Here is a 22,788-nt window from a genome sequence, read left to right as displayed (position 1 = left end):
AGTGACTCCTAAAATTTATGCAATCCAGCTGAATGAAGAATTTGTTCGCACAATTCAGGAAATTCAATTCCTATAGCTTTTGCTGCTTTAGGTACTAAAGATGTAGCTGTCATACCTGGTACTGTATTATATTCCAGTACAAACATGTCATCTGTGCTGTTCATCATGATATCTACACGGATTACACCAGCGCATTGCATTTGCTGATATACAGACTCACCAATACGTTGCATGGTAGCAGCTTGTGCTTCTGTAATTGGTGCTGGAACTAAATAATCAGTAGCACCCGTTGTATATTTAGAGGCATAATCATATTCCCCAGAATGTGGTCGAATTTCAATCACTGGTAAAGCTTTACCATCTAATACAGATACAGTAAATTCTCTACCATCTACAAATTCTTCTACTACGATGACATGGTCTATGTCTAATACTTGTTTTACTTCTGCATCAACAGTAGCTTCATCCTTAATAATCGCTACACCAATACTAGACCCTTGACTTGCTGCTTTTACGACAAAAGGAACTTTGAAATTTGTATGAATATCTTCTAAAATCGTATCCACAGGTTGTAATTGACTATCATAGGATTTTGAATTAGCTGTAGGAATCTGAGCCCCTAAAAATACATGTTTGCTCATTTTTTTATTCATTCCCACCGCATGCGCCATTACACCAGATCCCGTATAAGGAATACCTGCCATTTCAAGGGCCCCTTGTAAGGCTCCATCTTCCCCATATTTGCCATGAATCGCATTAAATACAACATCACAGTTTAAATCTTGTAAATCTTGTACTACTGTACTTGGATTACATTCTAATGTTGTAGCTGCATACCCTTTACTTTGTAATGCTTCCGCAATAGCTGCAGCCGTTCTTCTCGATACATCAGCTTCTTTTGATGGTCCTCCCATGAGGACAATAATACGTTTATCCTTCACTTTATTTTTCCTCCAATAAAGCTAAAAGTTTAGGTCCAAATTGATTAATATTACCTGCCCCCATAGTGATGACTAAATCATTAGGTTGAATGAACTCTAATACAGTTTCTGGCAGTGTATTCACATCCGCCACATAATGAACCTCTTTACCTGTTAATTCTTTAATCATCAATGGAATGGACATACCATCAATCCCCGCCTCAGGATTTTCGCCAGCACTATAAATATCTGTAATGAACACTAGATCAGCTTCTTTGAAAGCCGTACCAAACTCACGCAACAATAATTTTGTACGACTATACCGATGTGGCTGGAATAAAATTACTACTCGATGGTCTTCCAAAGATTTTGCTGCCTTAATTGTAGCCGCAATTTCTGTAGGATGATGGGCATAATCATCTACCACCCAAACGTCTTTTACATGTCCTTTTGTCTCAAAACGACGTTTCGCACCGATAAATTTACGCAAAGCTTGAGCAACTACTTCAAAAGAGATTCCTTCTCCTAAGGCTACTACAAGTGCTCCTAATGCATTCAACGCATTATGTTGACCTGGTACAGCTAGTCGTAACGTGCCTAACACAGTATCTTTATGAATTACTTCGAAAGTAGTAATCCCTTGTTCAATGCGCAAGTTCTCAATGCGATAATCGTTGCCTGCCCCCATGCCATAGGTAATGCATTGGCGCTTAATATCCGGCATAATACGACGAATCGATGGATTATCACCACATACCACAGCTATCCCATCTTCTGGTAATTTCATGGAAAACTCAGTAAAGGCACGCAATAAGTTTTCCACCGTTCGATAATGGTCCATGTGGTCATTTTCAATGTTTGTAATCACGATGCGCTTAGGATTTAAATGCAAGAAAGAACCATCACTTTCATCAGCTTCAGCGATACTATATTTACCTTTACCTACATGGCTACTACCATTTAAATAATCTACTTCTCCACCAATGATGATGGTTGGATCTTGGTTTGCTTCCATAAAAATTTGCCCAATCATAGACGTAGTTGTCGTCTTACCATGTGCACCAGCCACGGCAATACCATAGGTTTCATCTAACACTGCTTTTACCACGTCGGAACGGTGTAAAATTGGAATATTTCGCTCTCTAGCCCCTACAATTTCAGGGTTATCATCATGGATCGCAGTAGAGCGAATAACCACATCCACTCCTTCTACATGAGTAGCATCATGGCCCATAAAAATAGTAGCCCCTGCATTTCTAAATTTTTCTGTAATGGCAGATTCTTGAATATCGGAACCAGATACAATAAATCCTTTTTCAATCAATACATGCGCAATGGCACGCATGCCAGAACCGGCGATGCCGATTAAATGTATACGTTGATAGGTATCTAACATAGAGATACTCCCTCCTATGATTTCTTAATAGATAGAGCCAACTTAGCAATTTCTATAGCTGCCTCAGGCTTTCCTAATTGTAATGTAGCTTGTGCCATACGTTTGCGACATCTCTGATCTGCTAACATTGCATCTACCGCTTGCAATAACCTGGTACCGTTTAATTCTTTATCTACTATCATCGTAGACGCACCAGCGTCTACAAATGCTTTCGCATTAAATGTTTGATGGTCAGCAGCTGCATAAGGATAAGGGATTAAAATAGATGGTATACCACGCACCGCTAATTCTGCTAGCCCTATGGCTCCTGATCTAAATATCGCCATATCTGATGCAGCCATAGCCGTATCCATATTATCTAAATAAGGAACAATATGTGATGTTGAGCTATATACATCACCTTCTTGTATGCCTAATCCCTCACAAACACGCCTGTATTCATCAGTACCTGTAGCATGAATAATTTTAATATCCTCTCTACCTTTGTAGTGTTCATGAACGGCTTGCATCGCTGTATTAATACTCCGTGCACCACGAGATCCTCCAGCTACTAAGATAGCTGTTTGATCATCTTGTAAACCAAAGTACACTCTAGCCTCTTCCCGATTTGCAGTCACTACACTAGGACGTACTGGATTGCCCGTATATACAACTTTCTTTGCACTTGGAAAATGTGGAGTCGCTTCTTCATATCCTACAGCTACTACATCTACAAAGCGACTTAAAATTTTATTCGTTATGCCTGGTACTACATTTTGTTCTTGAATTAATGTAGGAATCCCACGTAAAGCAGCTGCTAATAGTAGAGGACCACATACATAGCCACCAGTACCTATAACAATATCTGGCTTAAAATCAGATATTAATTGATTGGCTTTCCACAAGGAGGACAGTGTTTTACCTGCTGTTACCAAAGTATCTAAGGACAATTTACGTTGCAATCCTTGTACAGGTAATGTAGTAAATGGAATCCCTTCTTTAGGAACAATCCGCGACTCAAGTCCCCTTTCAGTTCCTACATAAAGAAAGTTGGCATCTACCAGTGTTTCTAATGTTTTATAAATCGTGAGGGCTGGATAAATATGACCACCAGTACCTCCACCTGAAATCATGATATTCATGTATGCCCCCTTACAATCGTTCTACTAATCTTCGGAAATGATCGCCTCTATCTTCAAATCGTGCATACCAGTCAAAACTTGCACAGGCTGGAGATAATAATACTACATCCCCATCTTCCGCTATACGAGCACTTAAGGATACTGCATCTTCCATAGATTCACAACGATGAATATGAGGTACGCCCACTTTAACTGCAGCTTCAGCAAAACGCTGTGCTGCTTCACCAATAAGAATTAGTTCTTTTACATTGGTTTTCACTAACTCCATCATTTCTTCAAGATCTGTCATTTTATCCTTCCCACCTGCAATCAATACAAGAGGGAACGTAAAAGACTCTAAGGCTTTAATGGTAGAGTCCGTATTGGTTGCTTTAGAATCGTTATAGTACGTAACTCCATTTAGAGTACGAATCCGTTCTAAACGATGAGCCACACCATGAAATTTTGCTATAGCCTGATAAATATCTTCTACTGGCACACCCAATGCGTAGGTTAGGGCAATCACACTCAAAATATTTTCAATATTGTGGGCCCCTGGAATATGGATATCTTTTGTCGTAATCACTGGCACTGATTTACCATGCATCACTGCATAGCATGTATTATTTTCAAAATACGCTCCATCTGTGACAGGTCTTTCTTGACTAATTCCTAACACATGGCCTTTTACTCGTTTTGCCATATCAGCTACAATAGGAGAATCAAAGTTTAATACTGTCCAATCCCCTAATTCTTGATTACGAAAAATATTTTCCTTAGCCTCTTGGTATCGTTCCATCGTTTTATGACGTAACAAATGGTCTGGAGTCACATTTAACAAGATAGCCCCTTTGGTGCGGAACTTATCAATACTCTCCAATTGATACGATGACAGTTCAGCTACTAGTACACCTGTTTCAGGTACTGCCAAGGCTTGTTCACTAAGAGAGTAGCCAATATTACCACCTACATAGACATCCCATTTTGCTTCTTTCAATACTTCTGCCAATAAAGAAGTCGTTGTGGTTTTACCATTTGTACCTGTCACACCTAAAATAGGAGCTTTTGATACTTCATAGGCAATTTCTACTTCCCCTACTACAGGAATATTTCTTTTTTTTGCCTCTTGAATGATGGGTATCTCTAACGAAATACCAGGTGATACAACTACTCTTGTAGCCGTATCAAGCAGCACAAAATCTTGTTGCCCTGTAATCACTTCGATATGATTGTCTGCCAAACGCTGACTTTCAGTAGTATCAAAATCAATTTGTTTATAATCATTAAGCGTCACTGTTGCGCCTAATTTAGCCAATGTGTGGGCTACACCAATACCACTAAGACCCGCACCTAATACCAATACATGAGAATCTGAATAATCCATTATAACCACCTAACCCTATATGCAAGAATAACGGCTCTTACTAGTAGAGCCGTAATCTATATTATTTCATGCTAAGAAGTGCAATACCCAATAATGCCATTACCAAAGAAACAGCCCAGAATACATATACCACTTTTCGCTCACTCCAGCCACCTAATTCAAAGTGATGGTGAATTGGGCTCATACGGAAAATACGAACACCTCGAGTTTTAAAAGATGCTACCTGCAAAATAACAGATAAGGCTTCTACTACAAATACAAAGCCTATGACAATTAATAAAAGTTCTGTTTTTGTAGCAATGGCCATCCCTGCAAAAGCACCACCTAATGCTAATGAACCTGTATCTCCCATAAATACTTTCGCTGGATTCGCATTAAAATATAAGAATCCTAAGCAAACCGCACTCACGACAATACCAAAGAAGGTAACACTTAAGGAGCCTACTAATAATCCTACCACTGCGAAGGCAGCCCCTGCAATAGCAGAAATACCAGTTGCCAATCCATCTAAGCCATCAGTTAAGTTAACAGCATTCGTTGTTCCTAAAATAATGATAAATGCCAATATATAATACGCATAACCAAGATCTATAGTGATATCTACTAATGGAATCCATAAAGTAGTGGGCAATGCTGCATAAGCAATAGAAATATAGCAAAATATAACGGCTAACACCGCTTGACCTAATAATTTTTGTTTTGCTGTTAAACCTAAATTACGGCGTTTCACAGCTTTGATAAAATCATCACTAAATCCTAATGCACCATGGCCTAAGGTTAAAAATAATAGCATCCACAATGTTACAGAATAGGGTGGTACTATGCAAACTGTGATGACTAAAGCTAGCATCATAAATAATCCACCCATTGTTGGTGTTCCAGCTTTAGCTAAATGTGCCTGAGGTCCATCTTCACGAATCGACTGTTGTGCTTTCAATCGCTGTAATAGAGGAATCCCTATTTTACCGAATACTAATGTACTTACTAGGGCTAAGCCAAAGGCTAATGCATAGTCCATATTCATGTCACATGTCTCCTTACTTATTCATGTCGTTCTTTAAAATCTTCAATAATACGTTCCATTTTTAGGCCACGGGACCCTTTTACTAGAATCACATCACCTTCTTGTCTTACATCATAATAGGCATTGGCAATATCAAGATGACTCTTTCCTACATAGACATAAGGAACCCCTGCTTCTTTTGCTACGGAGGCTGTTATTTTCATCATATCGCCGAAGGTAAACACCATATCATAGTGCTCTTCTCCGAGAATCCTGCCAATCTCTTCATGAGCTATTTTGGAATGCTCACCTAACTCTAACATATCTCCTAGCATAGCAATTTTACGTGTCCCTTGCAACTGTCCCATAGCTCGAATGGACTCTGCCATACTATTTGGATTTGCATTGTACGCATCATTTAATACTGTGAAAGTTGGAAAAGCTACAATCTCTTGACGCATAGGTATGCCTGGAAACTCTTTAAAAGCCTCCACAATTTCTGCTTTCGGTACACCTAAAATCGTCCCTACTGCAATCGCCGATAATGCATCATACACATTGTGAATCCCAATCATAGGTAAAAATACATTCCAATCACCTGATGTATCATGAACAATAAAGTTAATACCTTTCGCTGTATATTCTAATTGAGTCCCTTGTACCTGAGAACTCTCTTGCATACCGTAGGTCATCACCCTTGCCTCCGTTACGTTAGACATAGGCAATACAAAAGGATCATCATGATTCAATACAGCTGCTCCTGTACTTGGTAAGGCTTCAATCAATTCTTGTTTCGCTTTTCCAATATTTTCTTGAGACCCTAATAGTTCAATGTGGCTAGTACCTACATTAGTAATAACCCCTATTGTAGGCTCTGCAATCTCTGCTAGTTCAGCAATTTGACCAAGCCCACGCATCCCCATTTCAAGAACACATACATCATGGTCTTCCGTCAATTGCAATAACATCTTTGGAACGCCAATTTCATTATTATAATTCTTTTCTGTTTTGAGCACTGTAAAGGCTTTTTCTAATACAGCGCTAATCATTTCCTTTGTGGTTGTTTTCCCAGAGGAACCAGTAATACCAATGACAGGGATTGGGAAACGTCTACGATGATAGGTTGCTAATTGTTGATATGCTTGTAATGTATCTTCTACTTCAATACAAACTAAGCCATCGATCGTTTTACCTCGTTTCACCACAGCACCAGTAGCACCACGTTCTTTTGCCACTGCAAGGAAATCATGACCATCAAATGTCATTCCTTCCAAAGCAACAAATAATCCATTTTTCCCAATTGTACGGGTATCAGTTGATACATCAGCAAAGGAACAAGTACTTGTTCCTACATAGAACCCTTGTGTTGCCTCTAGTACTTCTTGCACTGTAAATTGTGCCATATTATCTCTCCTTCAAGGCTTCTCTTGCCACTTCACGATCATCAAAATGGATAGTTTCATCTTTTAAAATTTGATAATCTTCATGGCCTTTACCTGCAATGATAACTACATCTCCTGTAGTGGCCTCTTTGATCGCCTTATGAATCGCCTCACGACGGTCTACAATGACTTCGTAGGTTACACCATCATGTAAACCTTCTTTCACACCTACCTCGACATCTTTTACGATTTGTACTGGATCTTCTGTTCGAGGGTTATCCGATGTCACAAATACGCGATCTCCAAATTGTGATGCAATACGTCCCATAATAGGGCGTTTTGTAGCATCTCTGTCACCACCACAACCAAAGACAACTAAAATACGATTCTCTACAATCTTCTTCGCAGTTTGTAAAATATTTTCTAATCCATCTGGTGTATGAGCATAATCTACAACGACTGCAAAATCTTGTCCTTCTTCAATGAGCTCAAATCGACCTGGTACAGCTGTAAAAGTAGACAATGCTTTCACAATCTGTTTCATCGTCAACCCTTCATATAAGGCAGCCCCTACAGCTGCTAAGGTATTATACACATTGAACATACCTGCAATTTTCGTAGAAATCGGATAGGTTTTTCCTTCATAGGATAAGGTGAATTGGGAAGATTTAGCAGTAATCGCCAAATCAGAAGCATTCATTGTACCTTTGCCTTCTGTACTGTAAGTAATCATAGGTGCTGTAGTCACATCTACAATCGCTTGACCATAGGCATCATCTACATTAATAACAGCGCCCTTACCTTCTTTCACCTGATAGGAGGCACTAACTTGTTTAAATAGCTTAGCTTTTGCCGCTAAATAATTATCAAATGTTTTGTGGAAATCCAAATGGTCTTGTGTCAAATTAGTGAATACGGCTGTATCATATTCTACTCCTGCTGTACGTCCTAATGCTAAGGCATGAGAAGAGACTTCCATGATACAATGTGTGACACCAGCATCCACCATTTGTTGTAATATTTGCTGTAAATCCGCTACATCTGGAGTCGTATTATGAATTGGATAGGATTGATCATCAATTAAGATGTGTACTGTTCCAATAATTCCCACTGTATAGCCTTGAGACCGCAACATATGACCAATGATATGCGTCGTCGTAGTTTTACCATTCGTACCAGTTACACCAATCATACGCATTTTAGATGCTGGATAATCATAAAAAAATGGAACAGCATCTTGCAAGGCTTGTCTTGTATCCTCAACATATAGTACAGCTACATGTTCTGGCACTGTCACTGGTTTAGAGGCAATAATCGCTACTGCGCCATCTTCTACAGCTTTATCTACAAAATTGTGAGCATCCACTGTAGCGCCCACTAAACAGATAAATAAGCTACCTTCTTGTACTGTTCTAGAGTCAGCCGTAATATGGCTAACAACGGATGTCAAAGGACCTTCTACTTTCGTAGGAGATACAACCTTTACAATTTCTTCCACTCGTTTCATATTGATTCCTCCAATCATAGAGAAAGCAGCCCAAAAGGACTGCCTTCATCATTCTATAATATCCTTTTTCATCGTCACATTTCGTTCTTCCACTGTATTCTTACTAGTGTAAACGAAATTATCTGGTAACACCATGCCAAGTTTTTGTTGCGCTATTTTTTGAATACGCGTAGGAGATCTTAGTTCTGCTAAGCCCAAATTATATTCATAATTAGTACGATTTTCTAATACAATCTGTTCCTGTAAATTGACTGTTTCTTTACGTGCATTTTCAGTGACACCTGTTAAGAGCAAGCAAGTCAAGCCTAATACCATCGCCAGTAGTACAGTTAACAAACACTGACGCATATCTGGGGTTAGATCCCAAATGAACGCTTGTGTTTTTACTTTCTTCTTTCTGACGGGCTCTACATAAGGCGCTGATTGCTCCCAGTACGCAGCCTTTCGTACTAACATATATATTCCTCCTAACTATAATTTTACGGCTACCCTTAACTTGGCACTCCGGGACCGTGGATTCTCTTCTACTTCTTTATCGCTTGGCTCTATGGCCTTATTTTTTGCTTTTACTGTGGGTATGTGGTGACACACACAGACTGGTAAGTTCGGTGGACAGGTGCACCCCTGTGCTAACTCTTTAAAAGTTTGCTTTGTAATTCTATCCTCTAAAGAATGAAATGTAATCACTGCAATTCTTCCACCTGGTTGCAACATAGATACAGCATCTACGAAAGCATCATGCAAAATCTGAAGTTCCTGATTCACTTCTATGCGAAGCGCCTGGAATGTTCTCTTTGCTGGATGAGGGCCATCTTGTCTAGCCTTTGCTGGAATCGCACGTTTAATGATATCCACCAACTGAAAGGTAGTCACTATAGGCATTTCTTCTCTAGATTCTACGATAAATTGAACAATCCGTTTCGCCCAACGTTCTTCACCATAGTCCCAGATAATGCGATACAAGTCATCACTCGAATAGGTATTTACTATCGTTTCTGCGGTCAACGTACTAGTTTGATTCATACGCATATCCAAGGGACCATCTTGCATGTAAGAAAACCCTCGTTCTGCTGTATCTAGTTGATGACTCGATACACCTAAGTCAAAGACAAATCCATCGACTTTATTAATTCCTGCCTCTTGTAATGCTTGCTTTAAGTTAGAGAAATTAGTTTTAATGATTTTCACCCGGCAAGCTAAATCAGATAATCTCTGAGAGGCTGCCTCTAATGCCGCTACGTCTTGATCTAAACCAACAATCATACCTTCTGAAGATAACCGTTCACCGATAGCATGGGAATGCCCCCCACCACCTAATGTACAGTCCACATAGGTTCCATTTGGTTTAATCGCCAATCCTTCTAGCGTTTCATTGAGTAATACACTCACATGATGAAAGTCCATAATTCCTCACTTAAAATCCAATATCATCCAAATCAAGTTCTTCTGCCATCGCCTCAATATTTCCATAAATTTCGTTGTTATATGCTTCCCAACGAGTTTTACTCCAAATCTCGATGCGTTCACCATTACCAACCACAACTACATCTTTTTTTAGCTCACCATGGGCACGTAGATTACTAGGTATCAACACTCGACCTTGTTTATCAAACTCAAGGTCAGCAGCACCACCTACAAAAAAACGAACTAGCCCACGCTGATTGGCTTTATTTGAGCTTTGAGAACTTAATTTTTTTGCAATTTCATCAAATTTTTCTTGGGTATAAATGGCTAAGGTATTGTCAAAATATCGTGTCACAACACAAGTTTCTCCTAGTTGTTCACGCATTTTAGCGGGAATGATCATGCGCCCTTTACTATCAATTGTATGTGAAAATTCACCTTTAAACATAGCAAGGACACCTCCTTTTCTCTCACCCATTCGCCCTATTTACCACTATATGGTAAATTTTACCACAAATCCCCACTTTTCACAACAAAATAACCACCCAATTTATAGATATTTATACATTTTTTTCCTACAATCCGTTAATAGCGAACAAATTTACAAATATTTATGTATATGTTCGTGCATAAGAAATAAAATCGAACATTTTTAACTAAATAATAGAGTGGGAAAAAGTGGAGGATTTTTTCCATTTTTCTTCAATTTTAATATTTACTAACTATAGAATAGGCTATTTTTATCCTATATTTATGTAAATATAAAGGTAATTAAAGAATTTTCATAATATGACAAGACATATCAATCCCATAAAACAGAAAAAAGACAGGTGAATCTAGATTCACCTGTCTTTTCCTAACAGTTATATGTCATATTCTATTGTCTCTATTCTATCGTATTATAACTGCCCTACACGTTTCATAGCATCATAAATTCGTTGTGCCAATCCAATGATTTGTCTTTTAGGAATGGAACATACGGCAATGCGAACACCACCTGCTACAGGAATTAAAAATACATTTTCTTTTTTCAATTCATCTGCCAAGGCCTTTGGATTATCACTTGGAATTGTTGCAAAGAAACCACCCATGTATGGCAACATTGGTAAGCCTATCGCTTTTCCTTCACATTCCAAGATACCTGCCCGTTCTTCTACGAGACGAGAGTAGCAATTACGTTCCTCTTCATAACGTTTTAATTTTTCAGAATCAAGCACGATATTAGCGACCGTACGCATAGCAGGTCTATTAATATTAGACCAAGTACCACGAGATGTCATTTGGTTAATATCAAAAAACTCCTGTGCCACTTCTTTATCAGAGGTAATCCCTAACATACAACCAACACGTTGACCGTACATAGTAAACCCTTTGGAAATACTATAGCATACGACTGTTAAAATATCTTTTGATAAATGTTCAAACTTTTTAAAGAATCGACGTACATCTTCTTTAGGTCCAGAGAAATCAATATACGCAGCATCCACACCAATAATAACTTTATTCTTACCAGTATTGACGATGCGTTTCACCAAATCTAATACCTTATCCCAATCACTGTCACATAAGGAAAACCCTGTTGGGTTATTGCCAGGTGTATTAAAAATAACCAGCACATTTTCTTGCTTCTCAGCAATTTCCAACATCAAAGATTGTAAAGCTTCAAAATTGAAACCATAATTCTCATCAAATAAAGGATATGTAATTAATTCGCGTCTATTATCTTGGCATATTTGCTTGTATGCCCCCCAGTACCAATCAGCGGTAATTACCTTATCACCTAGTTCTGTATAATTGTGAACTAAGTGATGAATACCACCTGTACCACCCGCTGTGGCTATCCCTTCAATATAGGCATCTGGCCGAGATTGTCCAAAGCATTCTTGTTTACATGCTTCTACAAATTCTTTTAACCCTTCAATCGGTGCATATGCAACATATTCATTACGTGGCAAATTACGAAACTCATCTTCTACCACTTTCAAGAAAACAATGTCGCCATTTTCATCTAGGATAGATCCGACAGTTCCAATTAATACATTTTCTTTGCCATATTGTTTCGCTGCCTCTTGAGCTTGTGAGTTTGTCGCGAAGATGACATCGTTTGCTTTTTTCCCACGTGCTTGTTTTGCTGCCATACTCATAGTAAACACCTTCCTATATTAGTTATATATATTTTATATTTATAATACTAGTTTACAAGAAAAATCATTCTCCTACAAGATGATGAGCTCATGTATACACAATAGTATTTATCTAGCAAAAGTTTTTAATATTTTGAAAGTTCAACATTAGATAATATACCTTATATCATAAGATTGCCACTTACTCATACTATTAGGTATTTAATAAAAGTTACACTGTCTTACATTATCATTTTTTGCACATAAATTTCTATGTTCAGTATTTCTCTATGCTAAAAGAATGCATTCAACACAGGTAAGTAAAAAGCAGATACATAACCAACTTGGATTATATATCTGCCTTCTATATTTATATACTTTTCTAGTAAGGAGTACGTTGTTACACCTCTAGTTTAACTATCTTCTGCATTTTACCTCAAGGAAATTCTGCAGAAGTCCATCTAATTATTCTACTTTACCACCTAAGTATGCTTCCATCACTCTAGGGTCGTGACGAATTTCTTCAGCTGGTCCTGAAAGAACGATTTTACCTGTTTCTAATACATATGCATAATCAGCGATTTTCAAAGCTTGACGTACGTTTTGCTCTACTAACAATACTGTCGTTCCTTCGGCGCTAATCTCTTTGATGACTTCAAAGATTTCATTCACAACCAACGGTGCCAAACCCATGGATGGTTCATCTAGTAACAACAATTTAGGACGAGCCATCAAAGCACGACCGATGGCAAGCATCTGCTGTTGTCCACCAGATAAAGTACCACCTAATTGGTAACTACGTTCATCAAGAATAGGGAATCGCTTGAATACTTTTTTAATATCATCGTTGATTTCAGCATCCTTACGAATATAGGCTCCCATTTCAAGATTTTCGTAAACACTCATATCTTGTAATATTTGGCGACCTTCTGGAACGAGAGAAATACCAGATTTCACAATATCATGAGTTTTCATAGATGTAATATCTTTACCTTCAAAGGTAATGCGACCTTCTGTAGGTTTTACTAAACCCATGATAGAACGCATGGTTGTCGATTTACCAGCACCATTGGCACCAATCAAAGACACAATAGAACCTTGAGGAACTTCTAAGTTAATAAATTTTAAGGCTGTTATATGACCATAACCAGCTACTACATTTTCAATTTTTAACATATTATTCCTCCTTTCCTAAGTACGCTTCGATTACATCTGGATTATTTTGAATCTCTTGTGGTGTGCCTTCTGCAATCTTTTTGCCGAAGTTCAACACTGCTAAGCGATCACAAATATTCATCATCAACGCCATATCATGTTCTATGACAACAACAGTGATACCTAAATCACGGATTTTGCCGATCAATTGACGCAATACTTCTGTCTCACTATCGTTCATACCTGCCGCAGGTTCATCTAACAAGATTAACTGTGGATGCGTTGCCAAGGCACGGGCAATTTCCAAGCGACGTTGCTTACCATATGGTAAAGACGTTGCTACTTCTTCTGCATCTTCTTCTAAGCCAACCAGTTTTAAAAACTCATAGGCAATACCACGGCAACGTTCTTCTTCAATGCGTTGGCGTTTTGTACGGAAGAAACTAGACAATACACCAGAACCTGTGCGGCAATGCATTCCAGTCAACACAGTCTCCAACGCCGTCATATTACCAAAAAGGCGAATATTTTGGAACGTTCTCGCAATCCCCATCTCCACTGTACGATGTGGTTTAATACCCACTACATTCATACCATCGAAGACAATATTACCCGTACTTACAGGGAATACGCCAGTAATTAAGTTGAACAATGTTGTTTTGCCAGCACCATTTGGTCCGATAACACCAAAGACTTCGCCTTGATTCACTTGGAAGGTAACACCTGTCAAAGCAGCCACACCGCCAAAGCTTTTACTTACATCATCTAATTGTAATAGCATGGGTTACCTCCTATTCTTGACCAGACTTGCTCTGTGCTTTATAAGCTTCAAAGCGTTCTGTTAATACTTGTGATTCTGGAATGTATGGTTTCTTTTTTACACCTAGTTTACGATAGATTTTGTCCATCAAATCTTCTGTCAAAATACCATCTGGGCGAACAGCCATCAAGATGACTAGTAATGCGCCATAAATAATATCCCGGTAATCTGCTAAGAAACGCAATACTTCTGGTAACAATGTCAAAATGAAAGAGCCTAGTACAGACCCCCATACTACATTTGAACCACCAAACACAGGGAACAATAAAATTTGCACTACTTTGTGGTAGCTAAAATCTGTAGGGTTAATGAAGTTTGTAATATGTGCATACAAACCACCGCCAATACCAGCAATGAAAGCACCGATGACAAAGGCTAGCATTTTGTAATACACCACATTGATACCCATCAACTCTGCTGCATGGTCATCTGCTTTAATAGCTTGGAATGCACGACCTACACGACTATTGTGGATGCGTAAACAGAACAAAATAATCACCACTAAAATAACCAACAAAATAATGATGGTCAACAAGTTACCCCATGTTAATGCGTCGATATCTAACAAACCGTCCATATCGAATTCATAGACATAGTTCGTCAATTCTTGAGCAATCGCTGGAATCCCTGAAAGACCCAAGGCACCATGTGTCACTTCTAAGTTCAAAAAGATAACACGTACTACTTCACCAAAACCCAAGGTAGCAATAGCAAGGTATAAACCTTTCAAGCGTGTAGTTGGTAAACCAATCACAACAGCTACTAAGGCCGCTACGATACCACCAATGAAGATAGCAATCGGAATCGGTAACTCAGCTTTCAGAGTGAGCAAAGCACCCACGTAGGCACCCACACTCATAAAACCAGCCGCACCCAATGTCAACTGTCCTGTAGAAAGGGTGAAGAAAATGGAAATACCCATAATAGCATTGATGATGAAGAACATCACAATTTGTAGATAATATGGATTTAAAATTTCACTCATGGTCGTCCCCCCTTATCTTTGGATCCGAATAACCCTTGTGGTCTCCAGAATAATAAGAGAATGATTAACCCAAAGGCTACAGCATCACGGTAAGAAGATGCTCCATAGGCTACGGAGAATACTTCAGATACACCTAAAATGAATCCACCAACCATAGCACCAGTGATGTTTCCAAGCCCGCCAAGAATTAACACTGCTAATCCTTTAAATCCGATAACAACACCCATCATAGGCTCTACGGCATCGAAGGATAAACCAACCAGCACACCAGCGGCAGATCCTAATGCAGAAGCGAGCATCACTGTTACAGAAATAACTAGTGTCGGGTTGATCCCCAATAAGGATGCCGTTTCTGTGCTTAAGGATACGGCACGGATAGCTTTACCAATTTTAGTCTTTTTAATAAGTACATTTAAAATCAACATTAACACAATGGATACGCCAAGTCCAATGATTTGAACCATGGAAATTTTGAACATACCAAAGTCGATAAGTCCACCAATGAAATCTGGTGGGAAAGAACGTGTTTGTGGGCCCCACACAAGTAAGGCTACACTTTCAATAAAAATAGATACGCCAATTGTAGAAATCAATGGCGCCAAATGGGATACATTTTTTTTGCGAAGTGGACGAAGTGCCACAAACTCTAACAAATATCCAAGAATTGCCCCTACGAACATAGCCACAAGGATGGCTACGAAGATATTAGCTTCAAAGACTGTCACCATAAATAAACCCACGAAGGCACCTATCATAAAGATGCCTCCGTGAGCCATGTTGATGATGTTCAATACACCAAACACAAGTGTCAATCCGATCGCCAATACTGCATAGAGACTGCCTAAAGTAAGGCCATTCACTAATTGCTGTAAAAACATCGTGTAACTCCTATTTTTGTAATGCGTCGAACTGACCGTTTTTAATTTGTAAAACTTGAACTTCCATAGATGGGTCACGTTTTTCGTTGAATTGGAATTTACCAGTTACCCCTACGAAGTCTGTAATGCCTTTTAATGCGTTACGGAATTTTTCGCGATCTGTTGTAGAACCTGCTGCTTTTAAAGCTGCTTCATACAAGAATACAGCATCATATGCTTGTGCTGCGAATTGGTCTGGTTCATGGCCATATTTTTCTACATAAGCTTTGCGGAAGTCGCGAACTTTTTGGTCATCTTTGTTAGGGAACCAAGGTGTACCTACGATCGCACCATCAGCAGCAGCACCCGCATTTTTAATGAACGCTGGACTGTTGAAACCATTGGAACCTACCACTGGTTGGTTCATACCAAGTTCACGCATTTTTTTCATAATCAATGCCCCTTCTTGGTACAAGGATGCAACGATGATGATATCAGGTTTTGCTTGTTGAATTTTAGTCAATTGTGCAGAGAAATCTGTATCTTTATCAGCAAATGTTTCTGTTGCTACAATTTGAACTCCTTCAGATTCCAATGCTTTTTTAGCAGTATTGTTTACAGATACCATTTGGTCATTGTTGTTAGAGTACATAATGGCTGCTGTTTTGAAACCTAATACTTTATGAGATTGACGAATCGCTGCGTCTACTGCCAAAGATTCTGGTACAGCATTACGGAAAATATAATCTCCAATATCAGTGATGCCTTCTGCTGTTGTAGAAGTACCCAATGCTACCACTTTATTTTTATTAGCAATCGGTCCTGCTGCCATCATTTCGCCAGATAACATAGGTCCAATGACAGCTACGACTTTATCTTTTGCAATCACTTTGTTCATCGCATTGATTGCTTCATTTTTGTCGCCTTTTGTATCTTCCACTAACAAATTGATTTTTACATTGTTAGCATCGCCATTAATTTGCGCTACTGCTAACTCTGCCCCATTCTTAATAGACTCGCCATAGGCAGCTGCTGCGCCAGACGTCGTAGTCAATAAAGCTACTTTTGCTTCATTTGCATTGTTTGTTGATGAACTATTGCCACCGCAACCAGCGATCGCCGCAGCTAAAATAGCCGTAGCACCCAATGCTAGTGCACGTTTGAACATGGATTTTTTCATGTTACACCCTTCCTTCTTAAAACTCTATCTTACGGATTTTCTGTTTCTGAAAGCCACCTCAATCTTTTTCTCTTTATCAGATTAAAACACAAATGACAATTCTATAGAAACCCTATTCTTATCTATTATGAATGTAACATGAGTAGTTTGTCAAATATAATTATAAGAATTTATATATGAGTTTATTTAGTAAACTAGTCACGTATATTTTCTTTATTTTTGTATTCATGTAGAGGACAAATATCTTTTTTGAATAGTAACTATAGGAATAGATAAGTTCTAATAGCAATTATATCCTTTTAGAAATATGATTCAATCTACGACTTAGCCATATTAAAACTGGCGACGAAAGTTAGCACCCTCATCGCCAGTTTAACACAGTTGAACTTTTATTTACTTTGTATCAATAAATTTTCATCACTATTAATTCACAGTATATAAATAGTCATACTGTTCTTGTGTCAATGTATCTAAGTCATAGCCCATGGATTGTAATTTTAGTTTCGCAATTTCTGCATCTACTTCATATGGTAATACATGTACATCATCTTCCATATCTGCCCCATGATGCAAGATATATTCTGCTGCTAAGGCTTGCATAGCAAAGGACAAGTCCATAATTTCTGCTGGATGTCCATCACCTGCTGCTAGGTTTACAAGGCGACCTTCTGCTAGTACATACAATTGACGACCATCTTGCATATGGTAGGCTTCGATATTTTGGCGCACTCGTTCATGAGATACAGCCATTGCTTCTAAATCTTTCACATTCACTTCGCAATCGAAATGTCCCGCATTACAAAGCACAGCGCGGTCTTTCATCACTGCATAATGTTCTTCTGTAATAACATCCTTACAGCCTGTGACTGTACAGAAAATATCGCCAATTTTAGCTGCTTCCAACATTGGCAATACTTTGAAACCATCGAATACAGCCTCGATTGCTTTAATTGGATCCACTTCTGTGACATACACGTGAGCACCTAGACCTTTGGCACGAAGTGCCACGCCTTTACCACACCAACCGTAACCAGCAACTACTACATTTTTGCCTGTTACTGTTAGGTTCGTAGTACGCATGATACCATCCCAAACAGATTGACCTGTGCCATAACGGTTATCAAATAAGTATTTACAGTTAGAATCGTTCACAGCGATCATTGGGAATGTCAACTGTTCCGCTTCAGCTAATGCTTTCAAACGATGTACACCTGTGGTTGTTTCTTCACTACCGCCCAATAGACGTTCTTTCGCATCTTGACGAGTTGTGTGTAGTAAACTTACTAGATCGCCACCGTCATCGATAATAATATGTGGTTTATGATCCAGTGCTTTGTTTAGGAACATCGTATATTCTTCATCTGTACAGTTATACCAAGCATATACAGTTAAGCCCATATCTACCAATCCTGCTGCCACATCATCTTGGGTAGATAATGGATTGGAACCTGTGACGATCACATCCGCACCACCACGTTTTAACACAGTAGACAAATATGCAGTTTTTGCTTCTAAGTGAACGGACACAACGATGGTTTGACCTTTGAAAGTTTGTTCCTTTTCAAAACGATCACCTAATGTGTTCAAAGTAGGCATGAAATTAGCTACCCAGTCGATTTTTTTACGACCTTCAGCAGCTAAGGAAATATCTCGAATTAAAGATTGCATTGGCGTTCTCCTTTTAGATTCTTCACTACAGATTATAATTGAAAGCTACCATATTCAGACATACGATGATGAGCTGGATAGTCTGCATTCACATCGATGCCCTTGATGACTTCTTTCACCAGCGATTGTAATTGCTCTGCCATTTGTTGCATCATGTCCACCACTTCGCCATGGGTTAAAGCAGATTCAGAAATGCCTGCAGCGTAATTTGTGACCATGGAAATTGTCATATATGCCATTTCTGCTTCATTGGCTAATGTCACTTCCGGTACATTTGTCATACCCACCGTTTGGCCACCTAACATAGCATACATACGAATTTCAGCAGGAGATTCAAAACGAGGACCTTCCGTACATACGTAGGTGCCACCATTGTGAACCGTTAAACCTAAGGATTTTGCGGCACTTTCAACAATACCGCGCAACTCAGGACTATATGGATCTGTAACGTCCACATGCGCCACTGGACGGTCTCCACCTTCATAGAAGGTATTTACACGGTTTTTCGTAAAGTCTAGGAATTGGTCCGTCAACACAAAATGACCAGGTCCAAAGTTCTCATCCAAAGAACCTACTGCTGTGGTAGATACGATGAACTTAACACCTAATTTTTTCAAGCCCCAAATATTGGCACGATAATTAATCTTGTGCGGTGGAATCGAATGATCACGGCCATGACGAGCTAAGAAATACACCGTCTTGCCCTCATAGGTACCGCATACATAGTGAATCTCACCATAGGGTGTCATAAGCGAAGATTCCGTCATAGTTTCAAACATATTTGGGTCGTACACACCAGTACCACCAATAATAGCAATGGATGACATATCGTTCCTCCTTGTGAAAGATAGAAAAATATCTGTATGAATTTATTATAGCATGGAATGAGCTATTTCTAATAAAATTTTAAAAAAACATCCCCACATAAGAATAGATTCCATGTGGGGATGTTGTTATATACGTATTATCTTTTATTCATAATCAATCATAACTTGACGAGGTGCTTGATATTCTATTTTTCCTGTACTATTATTCCAATCCAATGGATACCAAAACTCTTCTTTATGATGCTCCATATCCGAGAATATTAACATAAAGTCAGCGTGTTTAAACCCTAAATCTTCAGCGAATCTTGTATAGATATTTTGCACTGTATACGGACTATAATAGTTAGCAGAGTCTACTAATTTTTCCCATATTTTTGCTTGTCGATTATATCGATATATAAAAGTACGGGTCGATGTACCTCTATTACCATTTTTTTGGCCTGCATCAATCACATATAAAGTAATATCACGATTAACATCATAATAGGATCTAATCCGAAAAGTATCTTCCCCTAAAGTAGTTGGTACCTGTGTTTTCTTTCCTTTAGCTCGCAATTCAAGCTTACCATCATTTGGGTACATATACACTTCATCTGCATCGTTATTAAACCATATCTTATAATCGTTATCATAGTTTTTAAAATCAATTGTTGCTGAATCCACATTGCTAAACTTTGCTTCAGAAGAAAATCCCCCTAGAAAAGCTACGCCTAACCCTACGCATATTGTCGCTTTTATTAATTTATTCATATACATACGTCCTCTCTCAAGCAAAAACTATATGAGTTCATTATACTTAATCTTTCAATTAAAAACTAGTATGCATCTCATATTTTTACGTCATGCCAGTACACAATCTTTCATTCAAATACAGCTTATACACACCATCTCCTCAATAACAAGGCCTCACACATGAGATACTCCAATTTTTCTTTATTTTCCGCTCCCCACTACAAGTCCCTCATAAAATGCTATAATATACTCAATAACTATCAACACTGTAATCTATACAATAAAGGAGTTCCCCATGATTCGTATTGCTTTTGGTCAAATTCAGGTCCACCCTGGTGAGCCTGCTACAAACTTTCAATCTATGATACAAGCCATCGACTATGCGAAGGCAGTGAGTACGGACATCCTGATCTTCCCCGAATTGTGTCTCAGCGGATACATGGTAGGTGATATGTGGGACCAAGTGCCTTTTATAAACGATTGTCTCTACTATGGTGACGAAATTGTGAAAGCTACCACTAACACAAACCTCACTATTATCTTTGGTAATGTCGGTGTGGATGAAAGTCTCCGTAATCTAGACGGCAGTCTTCGCAAATATAATGCCCTATATGTAGCATCCAAAGGACAGCTGGTATCTAATCCATCTCAGCCTTATCCATTTACCATTAAAACTTTGTTGCCCTGTTATCGGTACTTTAATGAACCTCGGTATTTCACTAGTGCCAATGTAGTGGCGAAAGAGCGTAATCTATCCTTGTCGGATATCAATCAGCCTCTCACGATTTTCACGCGTCACGGAGCTTTCACTATTGCTCCTGTTATTTGTGAAGACAGCTGGGATACGTATTACTCAGATTGTCCCACAAGTCTTATGGTAGAATCTGCAAAAGCGAAAGGTCAGCACATTGATCTGATTGTGAATTGTTCCTCATCCCCTTTCACAATTCATAAGCAAGAACAGCGCCACGCCCTATTTAGCGCACAAGCCAAACAATACCATACTCCTATTGCCTATACAAACCATGTGGGCATTCAAAACAACGGTAAAAATATCTGCATCTATGACGGTTGCTCCACGCTATATGACGTGAACGGTTCTATTGTGGAAGAAGTACCTGCTTTTGAAAACACTGTACGACCTACCTTGTTGAAAGATACAGTATGGCAACCACAGCCTACTGTCTCACTGCAACCAAAAAGCACTCCTACTTACATCCCTACTCTATTCAAAGCCTTGCAATACGGCATTCGTCAATTTTTAGCTCAAACTGGTATTAAGAACATCGTCATTGGTGCATCAGGCGGTATCGACTCTGCCCTTAATGCTGCTTTATACAGCACTGTATTGCCGCCAAAGAACTTATACTTAGTCAATATGCCAAGCCGTTATAACTCGGATATGACGAAAGATTTGGCTTACCAATTAGCACGAAATATTGGTTGCCATTACGGGGTATTTCCCATTGAAGAAGGTGTCAATGCCACCATTGAGCAATTAGAGAATACTAACTTTACAAAGTATAACACCCCTGTCATCCCAGAATTACATGGTGACTCCAACACTACATCATTCTTGCAGTTGTCTACGTTAGGTAAAGAAAACATCCAAGCTCGTGATCGTTCGTCTCGCATTTTAGCTGGTATTGCATCCGCTGTAAATGGAGCTTTCACATGCAATGGCAATAAAACGGAATTCACTGTCGGTTATGCTACGATGTACGGTGATTTAGCTGGCTTCCTTGCCGTAACAGGAGATGTGTGGAAAACGGATGTGTATGCTTTGGCTCGTTACATGAATGAGCATATTTTTAAGCGTGAAGTAATCCCTCAAGGATCCATCGATGTGGTCCCCAGTGCAGAGCTTTCCTATGCACAGGATATAACGCAAGGCCTAGGCGATCCGTTACAGTACGAATACCACGACTGCTTATTCCGTGCCTTCGTCGAGGGTACTCCACGTACACTTCCTCATCAGCGTTTGACCCCTGAGGATATCTTATGCGCCTATGAGAACGGTACATTGGAACACCTATTAGGCTTGCAAAACCCTATTTCTCACTATTTCACATCTACAGAACAGTTTATCAATGACCTTGAACGGTGGTGGAAATCATTCAATGGCTTAGCAGTGGCAAAACGTATCCAGTCTCCTCCACTGTTCCTTGTCAGTGAACGTGCCTTTGGGGCTGACCTAAGTGAAAGTCAATTAAAACCGTATTTCTCACGAGGTTATGAGGCTTGTAAATCTAGATTGTTAGAAAAACAATAACATATACATGTAAAAGAGCTATCTGTCCGATGGTATATCATCGGTAGATAGCTCTTTTGTATATCGAGATAAA

At 39.0% G+C, this 22,788-nt stretch carries 20 protein-coding genes; 1 reads left to right on the top strand and 19 read right to left on the bottom strand.

Annotated features, from left to right (window positions below):
• Positions 1–8 precede the first annotated feature (8 nt).
• The 19 genes from EO121_RS03460 to EO121_RS03370 all read right to left on the bottom strand — a co-directional run bounded on the left by EO121_RS03460 (position 9) and on the right by EO121_RS03370 (position 20,461).
• Complete coding sequence (locus EO121_RS03460) at positions 9–941, bottom strand: D-alanine--D-alanine ligase (RefSeq protein WP_127166056.1); 933 nt, start codon at positions 939–941, stop codon at positions 9–11.
• A gap of 1 nt (position 942) precedes the next feature.
• Positions 943–2,316 carry a UDP-N-acetylmuramate--L-alanine ligase gene (gene murC, locus EO121_RS03455; RefSeq protein WP_127166054.1) on the bottom strand — a complete coding sequence of 458 codons (1,374 nt, stop codon included), beginning with the start codon at positions 2,314–2,316 and terminating at the stop codon, positions 943–945.
• A 14-nt stretch (positions 2,317–2,330) separates the two neighbouring features.
• Positions 2,331–3,437, bottom strand: coding sequence for an undecaprenyldiphospho-muramoylpentapeptide beta-N-acetylglucosaminyltransferase (gene murG, locus EO121_RS03450; RefSeq protein ID WP_127166052.1), 1,107 nt, complete (start codon positions 3,435–3,437; stop codon positions 2,331–2,333).
• Between the two features lie 10 nt (positions 3,438–3,447).
• Complete coding sequence (gene murD, locus EO121_RS03445) at positions 3,448–4,800, bottom strand: UDP-N-acetylmuramoyl-L-alanine--D-glutamate ligase (protein ID WP_127166050.1); 1,353 nt, start codon at positions 4,798–4,800, stop codon at positions 3,448–3,450.
• Between the two features lie 61 nt (positions 4,801–4,861).
• Positions 4,862–5,824: a phospho-N-acetylmuramoyl-pentapeptide-transferase gene (mraY, locus tag EO121_RS03440; RefSeq protein ID WP_127166048.1), complete on the bottom strand. Its 963-nt coding sequence runs from the start codon at positions 5,822–5,824 to the stop codon at positions 4,862–4,864.
• A 17-nt stretch (positions 5,825–5,841) separates the two neighbouring features.
• Complete coding sequence (murF, locus tag EO121_RS03435) at positions 5,842–7,206, bottom strand: UDP-N-acetylmuramoyl-tripeptide--D-alanyl-D-alanine ligase (RefSeq protein ID WP_127166046.1); 1,365 nt, start codon at positions 7,204–7,206, stop codon at positions 5,842–5,844.
• Between the two features lies 1 nt (position 7,207).
• The gene (locus EO121_RS03430) at positions 7,208–8,692 is read right to left on the bottom strand and encodes a UDP-N-acetylmuramoyl-L-alanyl-D-glutamate--2,6-diaminopimelate ligase (protein WP_127166044.1); all 1,485 of its coding nucleotides are present in this window, start codon (positions 8,690–8,692) and stop codon (positions 7,208–7,210) included.
• A gap of 48 nt (positions 8,693–8,740) precedes the next feature.
• Positions 8,741–9,148 carry a cell division protein FtsL gene (locus tag EO121_RS03425; protein ID WP_127166042.1) on the bottom strand — a complete coding sequence of 136 codons (408 nt, stop codon included), beginning with the start codon at positions 9,146–9,148 and terminating at the stop codon, positions 8,741–8,743.
• A 15-nt stretch (positions 9,149–9,163) separates the two neighbouring features.
• The gene (gene rsmH / locus EO121_RS03420) at positions 9,164–10,096 is read right to left on the bottom strand and encodes a 16S rRNA (cytosine(1402)-N(4))-methyltransferase RsmH (RefSeq protein WP_127166040.1); all 933 of its coding nucleotides are present in this window, start codon (positions 10,094–10,096) and stop codon (positions 9,164–9,166) included.
• A gap of 10 nt (positions 10,097–10,106) precedes the next feature.
• Positions 10,107–10,544, bottom strand: coding sequence for a division/cell wall cluster transcriptional repressor MraZ (gene mraZ / locus EO121_RS03415; RefSeq protein WP_127147949.1), 438 nt, complete (start codon positions 10,542–10,544; stop codon positions 10,107–10,109).
• A gap of 451 nt (positions 10,545–10,995) precedes the next feature.
• A complete protein-coding gene (locus tag EO121_RS03410) occupies positions 10,996–12,240 on the bottom strand; it encodes an aminotransferase class I/II-fold pyridoxal phosphate-dependent enzyme (protein WP_127166038.1) in 1,245 nt (414 codons plus the stop codon).
• Between the two features lie 444 nt (positions 12,241–12,684).
• The gene (locus tag EO121_RS03405; protein WP_127166036.1) at positions 12,685–13,395 is read right to left on the bottom strand and encodes an ABC transporter ATP-binding protein; all 711 of its coding nucleotides are present in this window, start codon (positions 13,393–13,395) and stop codon (positions 12,685–12,687) included.
• A gap of 1 nt (position 13,396) precedes the next feature.
• The gene (locus tag EO121_RS03400; protein WP_126937350.1) at positions 13,397–14,155 is read right to left on the bottom strand and encodes an ABC transporter ATP-binding protein; all 759 of its coding nucleotides are present in this window, start codon (positions 14,153–14,155) and stop codon (positions 13,397–13,399) included.
• A gap of 10 nt (positions 14,156–14,165) precedes the next feature.
• Positions 14,166–15,179, bottom strand: coding sequence for a branched-chain amino acid ABC transporter permease (locus tag EO121_RS03395; protein ID WP_127166034.1), 1,014 nt, complete (start codon positions 15,177–15,179; stop codon positions 14,166–14,168).
• Positions 15,176–16,057 (bottom strand): branched-chain amino acid ABC transporter permease, encoded by an 882-nt coding sequence (locus EO121_RS03390; protein ID WP_127166032.1) that lies wholly within the window; start codon positions 16,055–16,057, stop codon positions 15,176–15,178. The genes EO121_RS03395 and EO121_RS03390 overlap by 4 nt, the downstream gene beginning before the upstream one ends.
• A gap of 10 nt (positions 16,058–16,067) precedes the next feature.
• Positions 16,068–17,216 (bottom strand): ABC transporter substrate-binding protein, encoded by a 1,149-nt coding sequence (locus EO121_RS03385; RefSeq protein ID WP_127009454.1) that lies wholly within the window; start codon positions 17,214–17,216, stop codon positions 16,068–16,070.
• A 423-nt stretch (positions 17,217–17,639) separates the two neighbouring features.
• Positions 17,640–18,884, bottom strand: a complete 1,245-nt coding sequence (locus EO121_RS03380; RefSeq protein ID WP_127166030.1) for an adenosylhomocysteinase — start codon at positions 18,882–18,884, stop codon at positions 17,640–17,642.
• A 32-nt stretch (positions 18,885–18,916) separates the two neighbouring features.
• Entirely contained in the window at positions 18,917–19,711 is a 795-nt protein-coding gene (gene mtnP, locus EO121_RS03375; RefSeq protein ID WP_127166028.1) for an S-methyl-5'-thioadenosine phosphorylase, read from the bottom strand.
• Positions 19,712–19,855: 144 nt separating this feature from the next.
• A complete protein-coding gene (locus tag EO121_RS03370) occupies positions 19,856–20,461 on the bottom strand; it encodes a hypothetical protein (protein WP_127166026.1) in 606 nt (201 codons plus the stop codon).
• A 277-nt stretch (positions 20,462–20,738) separates the two neighbouring features.
• Between EO121_RS03370 and EO121_RS03365 the strand changes: the two genes are divergently transcribed.
• Entirely contained in the window at positions 20,739–22,715 is a 1,977-nt protein-coding gene (locus EO121_RS03365; RefSeq protein WP_127166024.1) for a nitrilase-related carbon-nitrogen hydrolase, read from the top strand.
• Positions 22,716–22,788 lie beyond the last annotated feature (73 nt).

The sequence above is a fragment of the Veillonella sp. CHU732 genome (genome assembly GCF_003992085.1).
GTDB lineage: Bacteria > Bacillota > Negativicutes > Veillonellales > Veillonellaceae > F0422.
The sequence above is the reverse complement of the archived record's forward strand: the minus strand, read 5'-3'. Positions and strand labels throughout refer to the sequence as shown.